15 protein-coding genes are annotated in these 14710 nt (G+C 38.5%); 6 read left to right on the forward strand and 9 right to left on the reverse strand.

The window, feature by feature from the left end; translation table 11 throughout:
• Nucleotides 1–38 precede the first annotated feature (38 nt).
• From BLS38_RS01750 to BLS38_RS01775, 6 genes are all read right to left on the reverse strand, one after another.
• Nucleotides 39–1259: an MFS transporter gene (locus BLS38_RS01750; protein ID WP_092746603.1), complete on the reverse strand. Its 1221-nt coding sequence runs from the start codon at nucleotides 1257–1259 to the stop codon at nucleotides 39–41.
• 148 nt (nucleotides 1260–1407) lie between these two features.
• Complete coding sequence (locus BLS38_RS01755) at nucleotides 1408–2139, reverse strand: amino acid ABC transporter ATP-binding protein (protein ID WP_092746604.1); 732 nt, start codon at nucleotides 2137–2139, stop codon at nucleotides 1408–1410.
• Entirely contained in the window at nucleotides 2117–2782 is a 666-nt protein-coding gene (locus BLS38_RS01760; RefSeq protein WP_092746605.1) for an amino acid ABC transporter permease, read from the reverse strand. Before BLS38_RS01760 ends, BLS38_RS01755 begins: the two co-directional genes overlap by 23 nt.
• Entirely contained in the window at nucleotides 2779–3450 is a 672-nt protein-coding gene (locus tag BLS38_RS01765) for an amino acid ABC transporter permease (protein WP_092746606.1), read from the reverse strand. The genes BLS38_RS01760 and BLS38_RS01765 overlap by 4 nt, the downstream gene beginning before the upstream one ends.
• A 33-nt stretch (nucleotides 3451–3483) precedes the next feature.
• Nucleotides 3484–4272: a transporter substrate-binding domain-containing protein gene (locus BLS38_RS01770; RefSeq protein WP_092746607.1), complete on the reverse strand. Its 789-nt coding sequence runs from the start codon at nucleotides 4270–4272 to the stop codon at nucleotides 3484–3486.
• A gap of 343 nt (nucleotides 4273–4615) precedes the next feature.
• On the reverse strand, nucleotides 4616–4981 hold the full coding sequence (locus tag BLS38_RS01775) for a winged helix-turn-helix transcriptional regulator (RefSeq protein WP_092746608.1): 366 nt from the start codon (nucleotides 4979–4981) through the stop codon (nucleotides 4616–4618).
• Nucleotides 4982–5098: 117 nt separating this feature from the next.
• On the opposite strand from BLS38_RS01775, the gene BLS38_RS01780 reads away from it, so the two are divergent.
• The gene (locus BLS38_RS01780; RefSeq protein ID WP_092746609.1) at nucleotides 5099–5956 is read left to right on the forward strand and encodes an SDR family oxidoreductase; all 858 of its coding nucleotides are present in this window, start codon (nucleotides 5099–5101) and stop codon (nucleotides 5954–5956) included.
• A 202-nt stretch (nucleotides 5957–6158) separates the two neighbouring features.
• Here BLS38_RS01780 and pgaB read toward each other — a convergent pair whose 3' ends face one another.
• Both pgaB and BLS38_RS01790 read right to left on the reverse strand, forming a co-directional pair.
• Nucleotides 6159–8162, reverse strand: a complete 2004-nt coding sequence (gene pgaB, locus BLS38_RS01785; protein WP_425283437.1) for a poly-beta-1,6-N-acetyl-D-glucosamine N-deacetylase PgaB — start codon at nucleotides 8160–8162, stop codon at nucleotides 6159–6161.
• Between the two features lie 68 nt (nucleotides 8163–8230).
• Nucleotides 8231–9694, reverse strand: coding sequence for a SulP family inorganic anion transporter (locus tag BLS38_RS01790; RefSeq protein ID WP_092746702.1), 1464 nt, complete (start codon nucleotides 9692–9694; stop codon nucleotides 8231–8233).
• Between the two features lie 206 nt (nucleotides 9695–9900).
• Between BLS38_RS01790 and rutD the strand changes: the two genes are divergently transcribed.
• Nucleotides 9901–10680 carry a pyrimidine utilization protein D gene (rutD, locus tag BLS38_RS01795; protein ID WP_092746611.1) on the forward strand — a complete coding sequence of 260 codons (780 nt, stop codon included), beginning with the start codon at nucleotides 9901–9903 and terminating at the stop codon, nucleotides 10678–10680.
• Nucleotides 10681–10876: 196 nt separating this feature from the next.
• Nucleotides 10877–11425 carry a gamma subclass chorismate mutase AroQ gene (gene aroQ, locus BLS38_RS01800; RefSeq protein WP_092746612.1) on the forward strand — a complete coding sequence of 183 codons (549 nt, stop codon included), beginning with the start codon at nucleotides 10877–10879 and terminating at the stop codon, nucleotides 11423–11425.
• A gap of 56 nt (nucleotides 11426–11481) precedes the next feature.
• Here aroQ and BLS38_RS01805 read toward each other — a convergent pair whose 3' ends face one another.
• Nucleotides 11482–12108, reverse strand: a complete 627-nt coding sequence (locus tag BLS38_RS01805) for a TetR family transcriptional regulator C-terminal domain-containing protein (RefSeq protein ID WP_092746613.1) — start codon at nucleotides 12106–12108, stop codon at nucleotides 11482–11484.
• Nucleotides 12109–12372: 264 nt separating this feature from the next.
• Here BLS38_RS01805 and rutA point away from each other — a divergent pair, with 264 nt between their 5' ends.
• From rutA to rutC, 3 genes are read left to right on the forward strand one after another with little or no spacing between them, the layout of a single operon-like run.
• Nucleotides 12373–13491 carry a pyrimidine utilization protein A gene (gene rutA, locus BLS38_RS01810; protein WP_092746614.1) on the forward strand — a complete coding sequence of 373 codons (1119 nt, stop codon included), beginning with the start codon at nucleotides 12373–12375 and terminating at the stop codon, nucleotides 13489–13491.
• On the forward strand, nucleotides 13488–14210 hold the full coding sequence (rutB, locus tag BLS38_RS01815; RefSeq protein ID WP_092746615.1) for a pyrimidine utilization protein B: 723 nt from the start codon (nucleotides 13488–13490) through the stop codon (nucleotides 14208–14210). Before rutA ends, rutB begins: the two co-directional genes overlap by 4 nt.
• A gap of 38 nt (nucleotides 14211–14248) precedes the next feature.
• Nucleotides 14249–14629 carry a pyrimidine utilization protein C gene (gene rutC / locus BLS38_RS01820; protein ID WP_092746616.1) on the forward strand — a complete coding sequence of 127 codons (381 nt, stop codon included), beginning with the start codon at nucleotides 14249–14251 and terminating at the stop codon, nucleotides 14627–14629.
• The last annotated feature ends 81 nt before the right edge of the window (nucleotides 14630–14710 follow it).

Below are 14710 nucleotides of genomic sequence, written 5' to 3' on the forward strand. Positions count from 1 at the left end.
ATCATCTATTCAAAATGATCTCAATATATTAATTCTATTTAAATATTCATAGACTCTTTATTGCCAAAAAAATACCTGATCGCCCAAATAATTACGATGATCTGTATAGCAAAACACATATAAAAAGTCATACCGACACGCCAGTCTGAAGGAGAAAAATCAGTCACAAAACTAAAAGTTGTTGTTGCAATCAGTGGCGCAATAATCATTGCTAGACTATTGATTGAGGCAACTGTGCCCATAACGGTACCTTGACGGTCAGGATGTACCTTAGATGATAATGCACCCATTAAAACAGGCATTGAAACTGCCGAAAGACATGTAAATGTAGCAATAAAATATAATTCAATACCATTGTCAGACAGGCCATACATTAAAAAAGCAATTGCAGATGAAATGAGTCCAAGCATAGCGAGTGTCTTTATTCCAAAATAGTTTTGTAGTTTGGACATGAGAAAACCACTGATCACAAAACCGAATACTCCCATAAAAAGTAACATCATCCCATTTGCTTCAGGTTGCCAACCAAATTTGAATTGGGTATACGCTACCCAAATGCTCTGAAGCATCACTTGGGCCAGAACATTTAAGCCAATAATATAAACAAGGCCTGCAATATCTCCACTGATACGTACAAGATCACGGATCGCATGAAAAGGACTCACATTCGTCAATGATAATGTTGCTGTGGGATTGACTGGTTTCATACGAGGCAATACAAACCAACCATAAATAAAATTTAAAAATGATAAAATAGCAGCAATATAAAAAGGAAATCGAATATCAATACCACCAAGAATACCACCCAACATTGGTCCTAAAATAAAGCCTACCCCGGCTGCTGCACCAATTCTACCAAATGCAACTGATCGTTGACTTGGAATGGTCGAATCTGCAGTGTATGCATTGGCTACAGACATTGTTGCACCCGTCATACCACTTAAAATACGACAAAGTAGTAATAATAATACTGATGACGCAACTGCATGGAGGAGCTCAGTGATCGCTAAAATAAGTGTTGAAATAAGTAATATTGGTCTCCTTCCATATTTATCGCTCAGGATGCCAAGAAAAGGAGAAAACAAAAATTGCATCAACGCATAACTCGCAGCTAAAACACCAATCCATTGAACTTTTGATTCCACAGACGATGAAAGCATGCCGACTAGAGATGGCAGAACAGGGATCACGATACTGCCCCCAAATACATCTAGAAAAACTGTCACTAAAATAAAATATTGACCACGATCACGGCGCACTGTTTTTTCCTTTTATTTTACGAGTACTTTTATTGTGTTATACGACAATCTATCGTAAATATTTAATTTCTTTCACTTGAGTTTGAGCTAAGACCTAAACACAAAAAGCCCCATATCTGAAAATATGAGGCTTTTTCAAAATATTAAATTAAGCTTGAGTCATTCGAATAAATGAACGTAATTCTTCTGTTTGTGGTTCTGCAAATAACGTTTTCGCAGGACCATATTCATGCACTCGCCCTTCATGCATAAAGAGTAAATAGTCTCCAACATCTCGTGCAAAACGCATTTCATGTGTAACCATAATTAATGTCATGCCCTCATGCGCTAAATCACGTACAACAGCCAATACTTCATTCACCAATTCTGGATCAAGTGCTGAAGTAATTTCATCACAGAGTAAAATTTTAGGTGACATGGCAAGTGCCCGAGCAATAGCTACACGCTGTTGTTGCCCACCAGACAATTGGCTTGGCATCGCATCTGCTTTGGCTTTTAACCCGACTTTATCGAGCATATTGAGTGCCAAAGCATGTGTGGTGGCTTTGTCTACTTTTTTTACGACTTGTACTGCAAGCATGACATTTTGAACCACACTCAAGTGTGGAAATAAGTTAAATTGCTGAAAAATCATGCCGACTTTTAAGCGTAATGCACGTAAGTCGGTACGATCTACATCTAAAACAGTACCATCGACTTGAATATAGCCTTTATCAATCGTTTCTAAGCCATTAATTGAACGTAATAACGTACTTTTTCCAGAACCACTACGCCCAATAATTGACACGACAGACCCAGCTTCTACATCAAGGTCTATGCCTTTTAAAACATGGTTTTCACCAAAGTGTTTATGTAAATTATGTATGTGAAGTAGTGCCATGAAGTTTTTTCTCAAGATAAGATGCAAGTGCAGACAGTGGGAAACATAAAATAAAATAACCCACAGCCACTAAGCCAAAGACTAAAAAAGGTTCAAATGTTGCATTGGCTAAAATAGACCCTGTTTTTGTGAGTTCTGTAAAACCAATAATAGAGGTGACTGCTGTCGCTTTTACAATTTGTACTGAAAAGCCTACAGTCGGTGCAATTGCAATGCGTAATGCTTGTGGCAAGATCACGTAGCGAAATTGTTGAAAGCGACTCAGTGCTAAACTTCCTGCAGCTTCCCATTGGCCCACAGGTACAGACTGCACACAGCCCCGCCAAATTTCAGCAAAGTATGCAGCAGCGTATGCTGTTAAGGAAAACGAGGCAGCAACCCAAGCAGAAGTATCAAAGCCAAGTAAAGCCAAACCAAAAAAGGTCATAAATAGCTGTACAAGTAACGGCGTACCCTGAAAAAACTCAATATAAACAATCGCTATCTTTTGTAAAATTGGGTCTTTGCTAATGCGTAGCATCAATATGAGTAAGCCACATATTCCGCCAAGTACAAATACAATTAAAGATAAAAGTAATGACCATCCAAATCCATTGAGTAGGTTATGAATAATATCCCAAAGGGTAAATTCTTGCATCATCATACACGGTCACTCCCTTTAAAACAGATGCGACCTAAACGTAATAGTAAGGCACGAATCACCACAGACAGGATTAAGTACAGGACTGCAATCACAATGTAAATTTCAAAGCTACGGAAATTACGTGACTGAATAAAATTGGCAGCAAATGTTAAGTCTTCCATTGAAATCTGCGAACATACAGATGACCCAAGCATTACAATAATAATTTGACTGCATAAAGCAGGCCATACTCTACCTAAAGATGGTGGCAAAACCACATAACGTAAGACTTGGAAACGAGTCATCGCTAAAGATTCAGCAGCTTCAATTTGCCCTTTGGCTGTGGCTTGTATACCTGCACGTACAATTTCTGCACTGTATGCACCCAAGTTAATAATCATGGCTAAAATTGAAGCCGTCCATGCATTCATGGTTACACCAATGGCAGGTAAACCAAAAAAGATAAAAAATAGCTGGACTAAAAAGGGTGTATTACGAATTAGCTCAATATATACACGAAAAATAGTACTTAAAGGCTGTACTTTCCATGCACGGCATGCCCCTGCAAAAATGCCTAAAGCCAAACCAAATATTGTACCCACAATTGTGAGTACCAATGTTCGCCCTAAGCCTTCAGCAATCATACCGCTATAAGGCAATACACTGGAAAAATCAAACTGATACGACATCACACCCTCTTTTGCGCTATAGCACAGCAGTCATTAGAATTGTTTTGGTAGGGGTGCATTAAGCCATTGCACAGAAATACGGTTCATCTGACCATTACTTTTTGCTGTAGTAATAATTGCATTAATTTTACTATGTAACTGTGCCTCACCTTTATTTAAACCAATGTAGCATGGTGAGTTTTTAATAATAAACTTAGTATCGAGTGGTTTTTTAGTAAAGTTTTTGCTTAGCGTACCTGCAACCACATTACCTGTTGCAATTAGATTCACTTGACCTGAATAAAATGATGAAATTGTTGAATTATTGTCTTCAAAACGCTTTATGGTTGTTGAAGCAGGGGCAATTTTTGTTAGTTCAATGTCTTCAATTGCGCCACGTGTTACACCCACTGTTTTACCTGCAAGCTCTGCTACAGATTTTGCTTGTTCACTTTTTTGACCAAAAACACCTAAATAAAATGGTGCATACGGCCCAACAAAGTCAATAACTTGCTCACGTTCAGGGGTTTTTCCTAAGCTAGAAATCACAAGATCAACTTTTTTCGTTGTTAAAAAAGGAATACGGTTAGCACTGGTCACAGGTACTAAAACCAGTTTCACTCCCAAAGACTGAGCAATAAGTTTGGCAACATCTATATCATAGCCCTGAGCTTGTAAGTCTTTACTGACAGAGCCAAATGGAGGATAGTCCTGCGGAATAGCGACTTTAATGACTCCAGATTTTTTAATGTCTGCAAGTGCATCTGCATTGGCAAATGTTGGAATCACTGCCGCTGATGTGAAAACGGAAAGTGCTAACAGCAAAGAAGAAGGTTTAAGCATAATGACCCCGAGCGTACATGGCAGTGAAAAAAGATATATGCTCTTACGAGCAATAACTATGCCATGAACGAAAAGGTCTATCGTAATAAAAATAAGTAGCTGATATTTAAATAATAATAAACAGATTAAAGCAAATACTTTATCGTAATAATCATTGGTACGTTGAAAAGTATTTAAACGTAGAGGTTGTCGATCTCAAGAAATTTCTATTTATATTAAAAAGGTGCAATATATCTCAATTGCAGTGCACTAAAATTGAACTAAAAAAATTAAACCCGACAATGCGCATCTGAGAAAGTGCGATTTAGCAAAACACGGACATAACACTCACTGTAATAGTGCATTATTGTATGACATGGCGGTGCGCCAAAATTTCATCTAGATTGTCCTCAATCCAAAAAACCAAATAATCGATTTTTTCTGCTGCTTGCTTTCCAAGTGATGTTAAACGATATTCCACTTTAGGTGGGATTTCTGCATAGACTTTACGTGAAACAAAATCATCTTGTTCCAACATTTTAAGCGTTTGCGAAAGCATTTTTTCACTGACACCATCAATCTGTTGCTTTAATTCACTAAATCGCAACACACTGTGTTGACTTAAACAACGTAGAATCAGTACAGACCACTTACTGGTTAAATGCTCCAAAATTTGTCTAGATGGACATTTACTAGACAAAACATAACCTTTCAGTGGCATATCAGACATTGTTTTTCCTTTTTTCTTCATACTTACTTTTAGGTAAGTACTTACATTTAGTTAGTAATTAGCATAGCATAAATATCGTTCAGTACATAACACCCATCATCTTATAAGAGGTTTTACATGAAAATTGCAATTACAGGCGCAACAGGTCAACTCGGCCATTTGGTTATTCAAGCATTAATTCAACAGACTGCACCTGAAAATATTATTGCTTTAGTTCGTGATCCTAAAAAAGCACAACATTTTTTAGATCAAGGTATTGAAGTACGTTTTTTTGATTACAGCCAAGCAGAGAGTTTACAACCTGCATTGTCAGGCGTAGACCGTTTATTACTTATTTCTGGGAGTGAAGTTGGGCAACGTGTGCCACAGCATCAAGCCGTTATCGATGCTGCTGTGAAAACATCTGTACCTTTTATTGCCTATACCAGCATATTAAACGCAGACACAAATCCACTCAGTTTAGCTGCTGAACATAAAGAGACTGAATCACTGATTAAACACAGTGGCCTTTCTTATGCCTTGTTACGAAACAATTGGTACATAGAAAACTATTTAGGCAACCTTGCATATACTGTTTCTGAAGGCAAATTGTATGGTGCAGCCGAAACTGGGAAAATTAGTGCGGCATCTCGCCAAGACTATGCTCAAGCAGCAGCTAATGTATTGATCAGTGCACCGTCAAACAACCCTGTTTATGAACTTGCTGGCTCTGATGCATTCACACTCAGTGAATTGGCAAGCACCATTTCTACGGTCTATCACACCCAAGTAGAATATATCAATTTAACACCTGCAGATTATAGCCAAGCATTAAGTGCAGCAGGTCTACCACAAGGTTTGGTCGATGTGATTGTCGATGCAGATGCACAAACTACGCATGGCGCAATGTATAGCGAATCAACCGATTTAGAGACGCTGATCGGACGTAAAACAACATCTATTCAACAGTCAGTCGAACAACAAAAAAATGCTTAAGTTTTAAAAGCTTTAGAGCAGTATTTTAAATACTGCTCTAAAGCCTATACATATTTAATTTTTATTATTGTTGCGGAGTCAGCGTAATTTTTGCTTTCACGTAATCGGCTCATATCTACTTGAACAGCTGATGCACAACTAATACATATGTGAGACAAAACAAGCGAGGATCTCCTCGCTTGTTTAAATTTCAAAAATAAGACTATGGTTCAACACGGTTTGGTTTGAGATCAAATACCTTACGCAACACCGCAGGATCTGGATGACCCTTAATTGGATCATCTGGATAATATCCAACATGAACCACACCTTGATTATATAAAGATGTAATTGTATCTGCTAACTCTTGCGATGGAATTGGAGCATTGTCTTTACGCCAGTTCACTGCTTGTAGCTCAACTACTGCTTTACGCAACCCATTTGGATACTGTTTTAAACGGTTCACAATATCTGCATAAAACTGATCTTTATCTTTGGCTTGTTCCATATAAGGCATGGCCATAATCGCGGTAAAATCGTAACGATTCAGCGATTGTTCCAATGACTGTGAATACCAGTTTTCTGCATATGGATTTAAGACCACTTGTGCATACATATTACGTGCCGTTAATAATGCAGGCTGATACTGTCTAACATCTTGTGCCACTTGCATGGCCAAGTCATCAATGGTTTTGGTTTTAAATGCTGTCCACTTTTGGAGTTGTTGATCATTATTACGAACGACATCTAGGTTGGTCGACAAACCTGCTTTCGCATAGGCTTTTAATGCTGCAGGGCTTGCGTCTTCATAGTCAGACAATGTGGTATCGTCATGAAACAATACGCCATCAAACGTTGCAGATTTCCCTAAGTCTTCAAAAATACCCTCAATGACTTTACGTGCCGGTGCCGAATACGGCGACAAACGAATGTAACCCATATTTAAATGGTCACTGGCTTTGGGTTGCTCTGTTTTCACCAAATCTTTAGACACTGGATTTGATTTTGGTAACTCCCACGCCAATAATGGCATCCACGCATAAATGCGCTTCACTTGCGTACGTTTTTCAATTTGCCATGCCACACGGTTAAACAAATCTTGACGCATTGGAATATAACGGTTTGGGAAATACACCATGTCTGCTGAGCCATTGGCATCACTGTCAGAAAATGCTTGTAAATAGACTGTATTTACGTTCATTTGCTGAATACGGTCTAACAGTAAACCGAGGTTCTTTTCTTCTTGTTTTTCATCTTTGTCATAAATATAGTCGAGGTCTACATGCATAATTTTTTGTGCACGGTAGTTGTCGCCTAAGTCATGTTGACGGTTGTAGATCTCTTTTCCTAAATCATCTACCGTCATTTTGTTTTCAATTAAAATACGATTAATCGCACTTAAAGGCTGATTTACATATACAGGGCCATCATCCAAACTCACCGTAATTGGCATACCCAGTTTTTTTGCAACAGACACTGTTTGTGCATTGTAGCGACCATAAGGCCAAACCATAACACGAGGTGATGGTATGCCGTTGGCTTTCATACGCTCATTGTTTTTTTTCAGATCTTGAAAAATACGCTGTGCATACTGTTGGTCATTTTCATAACCTTTCGTTGTTGGGTTATATATACGTGTAGTAGCCGCAGGTTGTGAGTTCCCTTGCGGATTACCCAATACGCCATGATGTAAATCATAACTATGGCTTGCAATTTCCACATAGCCGCTGTCACTCATTTCTTTAATTTGAGCCCACGTCAAAATTTTATTACGTGCAACCTCACTGTCACCAAAGTGTACTTCTTGACTACTTGGCGTATCCACCCAAGAACCAACAATTGCGAGGACTACAGGAATTTTATTGGCTTTCACAAAAGGGTAAATACTACTATAAAACGACTCGTAGCCGTCATCTACGGTGAGTAATACAGGTTTAGCAGGCAAAGTGATTTGACCTGCATGTGCTTTGATTAACTGATCCGTAGAAACAAAATGGAATCCATTATTCTTCAAATAGTTAATTTGCGCTTCAAAGTTGGTCGTGGTGACTGCATATAATGGAATCACTGCCTCATTAGAAGCATCGGTCACTTCATGGTAACCAATAACCGTTAATGGATCTGCTGTATTTAACGGTGTTTGTGCATAAAGTGTGGTTGCAGTTGAGGCAAGTATTGCCATAGCAATACAACTGCGGCGCGTTTTTTTAAACATGTGGTTTAGCATATCTTTCCTATACAACCCATTGGCCCATGACAATTTTATCAATCTATTACCGCTTTAGTCACCTGTTATTAAGCAAGTGCACTATCACGACCGTAACGCTGCATCATCATTAAACTTCTTTCATTGAGTCCAATCACACTGCACTTAATTTGATGGTGCTGATATTGCTGAACTACCAAATCTAATGTATCTACCGCATTAATATCCCATACATCTGTTGCTGTTAAATCAATCACGACATGATGAACAGCTTCTATATTAAAATCAAAGGCTTTAAGAAATATGTCAGAAGAACTAAAAAACAGCTGTCCTCTGACTTTATAGGTTTGGGTATGCTCAGAGATTGGCAATGCCTCGACCTCAATACTTTGTTCAAGTTGCGCCACTAAACTTAGTGCAGACACCAATACACCTGCCAATACACCTAAGGCTAAATTGTGGCTATACAGTACAACAGCAACAGTCACAATCATCACTACATTATTGCTGACAGGTTGTTTTTTAAACTGTGTAATCGATTGCCAATTAAAGGTATGTATACACACAACAATCATCACTGCGACTAAAGCTGCCATAGGAATAACTTTTAACCACCCTGTTAAAAATAGTACCAGTGTCAGTAAAAAAGCACCTGCAATAAATGTAGATAATCTGCCTCTCGCTCCAGATTTCACATTAATCATTGACTGACCAATAATAGCGCAACCCGCCATACCTCCTAAAAAACCCGTCACAATATTGGCAATACCTTGCCCAATACATTCTTGATGCTTATTACTTTCAGTATGCGTAATTTGATCTATCAGCTTTGCCGTCATGACTGATTCAAGCAGTCCTACAAAAGCCATCGCCACTGCATACGGTAAAATAATCCAAAGCGTTTGCAAGGTAAGTGGAATATCTGGTAATAGAAATACGGGTAAACTATGTGGTAAATGCCCCATATCACCGACTGTTTTTACAGACACACCTAAGAAAAGAGTAATTACAGTCAGTACAATAATACAGACCAATGAGGGGGGTAACATCTGACCTATTTTTGGAATTTTGGGAAATAAATAAATAATCAAAAGTCCTAATGCAACCAATCCATAGACAGCATAAGGTACATGAATCAGTTGTGGTAACTGTGCCATAAAAGTCACAATTGCCAATGAGTTTACAAAACCAATCACAACAGGCTTAGGTACAAAACGCATCAACCGAGCCAAACGAATTTTACCAATCGTGATCTGTAGTAAACCCGTTAAAATAGTGGTAGCAAACAAGTATTGCAGCCCATGCTCTTTGACCAATGTCACCATGAGTAGCGCCATCGCTCCTGTTGCTGCAGAAATCATGGCAGGACGGCCACCCACAAAAGCAATCACAACTGCCATAGAAAAAGCAGCATATAAACCCACAGAGGGATCAACCCCTGCAATCACTGAAAAAGAAATGGCTTCTGGAATTAAAGCCAGCCCAACCACAAGACCCGCCAAAATATCTTTACGGATATGACCAAACCATTGTTTTTGATAATTGAGTAACATAAAAGACCATTTTGCCATCAAGGCAATACATTAAATTTAAAAATCAAATACTTATAAAATAATATTGCAATTAAGAATTGCATACTTACTACATTGCCATAAAGCCATTAAAATTCACTTAATCGATCATTGTTACGATACTTGGGTTGTTAATAGGTATAGTTTTTGCTTTGATCAAGAAAACTCTATTTATTTTTGGTTAAACCATGACATATACAATTTATCCAAGTCAACGCACACATGCAAAAACAATTGTACTTAGCTCCGGTCTAGGCGGTCATGCTCAATTTTGGAAACCACAAATTGATGCATTGACCACACATTTTCATGTACTAACCTACGACCATGTCGGTATTCACAAAGAAAGCGATGACTTACCTAATGGCTATACATTAACTGATATGGCGAATGAATTATATCAGATCATACAAAACGCACAGATTGATCAATGCTATTTTATTGGCCATGCGCTCGGTGCATTTATTGGGATGGAACTTATAAAGCTTGCGCCTCAGTGCGTTGAAAAAATCATTATGATTAACCCATGGGATCAATTAGACCCACATACATTACGTTGCTTTACAACACGTTTAGCACTACTTGAGCATGCAGGAACTGCAGCATATATTCAAGCACAAGCCCTTTTTCTCTACCCACCTGCGTGGATTTCAGCACACGACCAGCAACTCAAACAACAAGAACAGCACATGATTGAGCATGCGTGTACAGCAACAAACATTAAAACTCGGTTACATGCATTAAAATGCTATGAACCGCTGCATGCTGTAAGTGCGATAGATATGCCCTGTTTAATTATTAGCAATGAAGATGACTTCTTAGTGCCTTGGCAACGAGGTTTAGCGCTGTCTAAAGCGATTACTCATAGTCAATTTGAGCTATTTAAAACAGGCGCACATGCATCTACCGTCACAGAAACGGCACAGATCAACTCAACACTGCTTAATTTTTTGGTTAATACACCCTAGACAAGGGTAATAACAAATATTAACCAGACTCAATAAAAACGAAATACCACAACAAATACAGTGAGCCTAGCAATACTTCAGCTCTATGATGATGGGCTTAAAAAATTGCAGAGTATAGCCATAGGAATGAAGAGTACGTATGCGCTATATTTGAGAAACACTATTTTATTCAAATTTTATTTTTGGACTTTTTATCATGCCTAAACATTTAATTTTTTTCTGCTCTTTTTTATTTTCTATGAATATTTTTGCACATACCACACCATCTCCTGTATTTGAACGCATAAACCAACGTTTGGCATTGATGCCGGATGTTGCTGCCAATAAATATCTCAACCACCAACCTGTAGAGGTCCTAGAGCAAGAACAAAAAGTGCTTGAAAAAACACTCAATATTGCAGATGCAGAGGGTTTAGATCCCAACAGCGTAAAACCATTTATCGTTGCACAAATGAATGTTGCGAAAGCAATACAGTATCGTTATATTGCCGACTGGCTTTCTGAACCGAATGTTCAACTGCAACCAGACACGTTAAATAATGTACGAGATCATATTTCAAGTTTAACCGTAGAGATGATGAAAGAAATTGCAATCTCTCTAAAGATGCATACTCACCATACTTTTGATGAAAAAAGCTTTATGCATCAAGTTCAGTTCAAGCACTTTACTTTATCAGATCAACACTATTTGCTGTCGACTTTACAAAAAATAGAGTTAAAAAAAGCAACGCCCACTCAGCCTTAACTTAAACAGTCACGTCGTTTCAATTAAATATTCAATTGAAACGACAATAATATAATTTACACAGCGTCAAATAAAATACTGTCGAGTAATAGTTGCTTTGTGGTGGCAATCGCTTCTTGTTTAAATGCTTTGTTGCTGAGTGTTTTACCTGTCACTGCCTGTACTTGCGTGGCAAAATCTGCATAGTGCTGTGTTACCGCCCAAATATGAAAAATGAGATGAATCGGCGACACAGGTTTAATTTTCTTTTGTGTAATCCAATATTCAATAATCTGTACCTTTTTCATCACCAAGGGTTTTAAAGCCGTTTTTAATACGTGCATTAAATATGGCGAACCTTGAATCATCTCTAAAGCATATAAACGAGAAGCTTGTGGATTCTTCTTAGACATTTCATATTTCAACTCAATATAACTTTCTAAAACCTGCCGCGGGTCGCTTTGTTCAGAAAAATAATTGAGGGGCTCTAACCACTCAGTCAATACATAAGACAGGACTTCTATATATAAATGTTCTTTGTTTTTAAAATAATAAAATAAGTTAGATTTAGATACCCCTGCGACTTCTGCAATCTTTTCCATGCTTGCCCCTTGCAAGCCATATTGCGAAAATACAGACAATGCAGACACAACAATATGCTGCTCTTTAGATTCAATTAAATCTACTTTTTGACCACGACCCATTTCTACTCACATCACCAAATTGTCTTAACTACAAATATTTGAGCTGAGGATATTCAACCTCATCACACACTACCACTTTTTGCATAAAATCTGTGCAAAAAATAGTGCATGTTTTATTTAAGTGCAAATATTGGACTATTTAGTCCAACCATTTAAGCCATAAAAATTAATTAAGTTTATGTTTTTTATTTATAAAAAATATTGGCACATATTATGCATTTTAAAAATTATACATTATGAACCACATCATCAATGAGGTGTCACATGCAAGTAGGTGTTTTTTGTCCGATTGGAAACAATGGCTGGCTAATTTCAAAAAATTCGCCTCAGTATAAGCCCACATTTGAACTCAATAAAGAAGTTGTACTGAGTGCCGAAAAATACGGCTTCGACTTTGCGCTGTCTATGATCAAACTGCGTGGTTTCGGTGGTGAAACAGAGTTTTGGGACTATAATTTAGAAAGCTTTACGCTCATGTCGGGTTTGGCAGCAGTCACCTCTAAAATTAAGATTTTTGCCACATCTGCAACCTTAGTCATGCCTCCTGCCATTGTGGCACGTATGGCCGTGACACTTGACTCTATTTCAAATGGGCGTTTTGGTTTAAACGTCGTCACAGGTTGGCAACGCCCAGAATATAGCCAAATGGGTCTGTGGCCGGGCGATGAATTCTTTGGCAAACGCTATCAATACCTTTCCGAATACGTACACGTCCTCAAAGATTTGTGGCGCACTGGCACATCTGACTTTAAAGGTGATTTCTTTAAAATGGATGACTGCCAAGTCAAACCCACACCATCAAAAGAGTTAAGTATTATCTGTGCAGGTCAGTCAGATGCAGGCTTAGAATTCTCAGCAAAATATGCCACTTACAATTTTGTTTTTGGTAAAGGCTTTAACACCCCCACTGCATTTGCCCCAATTAATGACCGTCTGAAAGTATATACAGACCAAACAGGCCGAAATGTTGCGACATTGGCTTTATTTATGGTGATTGCTGCAGAAACAAATGAAGAAGCCATGGAAAAATGGACCAGTTACAACGAAGGTGCAGACCTAGATGCCATTGCATGGTTACAAGACCAAGGTTCAAAAGACAAAACCTCTGGTGCAGACACCAATATCAGAAGCATGACTTCAAGTGTTTCCCCTGTCAATATTAACATGGGCACACTGGTTGGTTCATTTGAAAAAGTGGCAGGTATGCTCGATGAAATTGCAGAAGTGAAAGGCACTGAAGGCATTTTGCTTACTTTTGATGATTTTATACAAGGCGTAAATGACTTTGGCGAAAAAATTCAACCCCTGATGAAAAGCCGTATTCATGTCGATAGCCCTGTCGCAAGCAAAGTAAAAGACGTTAAAGAGGATGCAACTGTATGAGCGAAAAAACCATCATTTCTGCCGACTTTACTGCAGAGACTAGCCCTGTATTGAATGCTGAACCCGAATCTATTCGCCTTGACCCAAAACAAACTGCACTCATTGTGGTTGATATGCAAAATGCCTATTCAACCATTGGCGGTTACTTAGATTTGGCAGGCTTTGATGTCTCGACCACAACACCTGTTATTGAAAAAATCCAACAGGCCATTGATGCTGCTCATAAAGCAGGTATTCAGGTCATTTTCTTTAAAAATGGCTGGGACAATCAGTACGTAGAAGCAGGAGGTGCAGGTTCACCGAATTTTCATAAATCAAATGCGCTTAAAACCATGCGTAAACGCCCAGAATTACAAGGCACATTACTTGCCAAAGGTGGTTGGGATTATGAATTGGTCGACCAATTAGTCCCTCAGCCACAAGATATTGTGATTCCAAAGCCACGCTATAGCGGTTTTTTCAATACGCAATTTGACAGCATTTTACGTGCTCAAGGGATTCGCAACCTCGTTTTTACAGGGATTGCCACCAATGTCTGCGTTGAATCTACTCTAAGAGATGGCTTCTTTTTAGAGTATTTTGGTGTACTTCTAGATGATGCATGCTACCAAGCTGGGCCTAAGTCTGCACATGACGCCACATTGTTTAATGTCAAAACCTTTTTTGGTTGGGTATCCAATACCCAAAACTTTGTCGAAACTTTTACCCCAAAAGCATAAGCTGATCACTCAACGCATATATAAAGGATAACAACACCATGCCAAAGAAAATTATTTTACCAGAAGGCACAGGAAAACCACTGGCACCCTATGTACCTGCAACACAAGCAGACAATATCGTCTATGTTTCAGGCACACTCCCACTAGATCAAAATGCGGAAGTCGTACATATCGGCGATGCAGCCGCACAAACCCACCACGTACTCAGCACCATTAAAACAGTCATTGAAACTGCAGGTGGCACAATGGATGACGTGACCTTTAACTCTATTTTTATTAAAGACTGGGCAGACTATGCAGCGGTTAATGCAGTCTATGCAGAATACTTCCCTGGAGATAAACCTGCACGTTACTGTATTCAATGTGGTTTAGTTAAACCCGATGCCTTGATTGAAATATCATCAATTGCCCACGTGTAAAACTAATCTTTTATAGACTGTTTCGCATACAGTAGTACCATATCGTCATGCATGATGACTGTATCTCTTCAAATGATTAGG

The organism is Acinetobacter boissieri (assembly GCF_900096955.1).
In the GTDB taxonomy this organism is placed as follows: domain Bacteria; phylum Pseudomonadota; class Gammaproteobacteria; order Pseudomonadales; family Moraxellaceae; genus Acinetobacter; species Acinetobacter boissieri.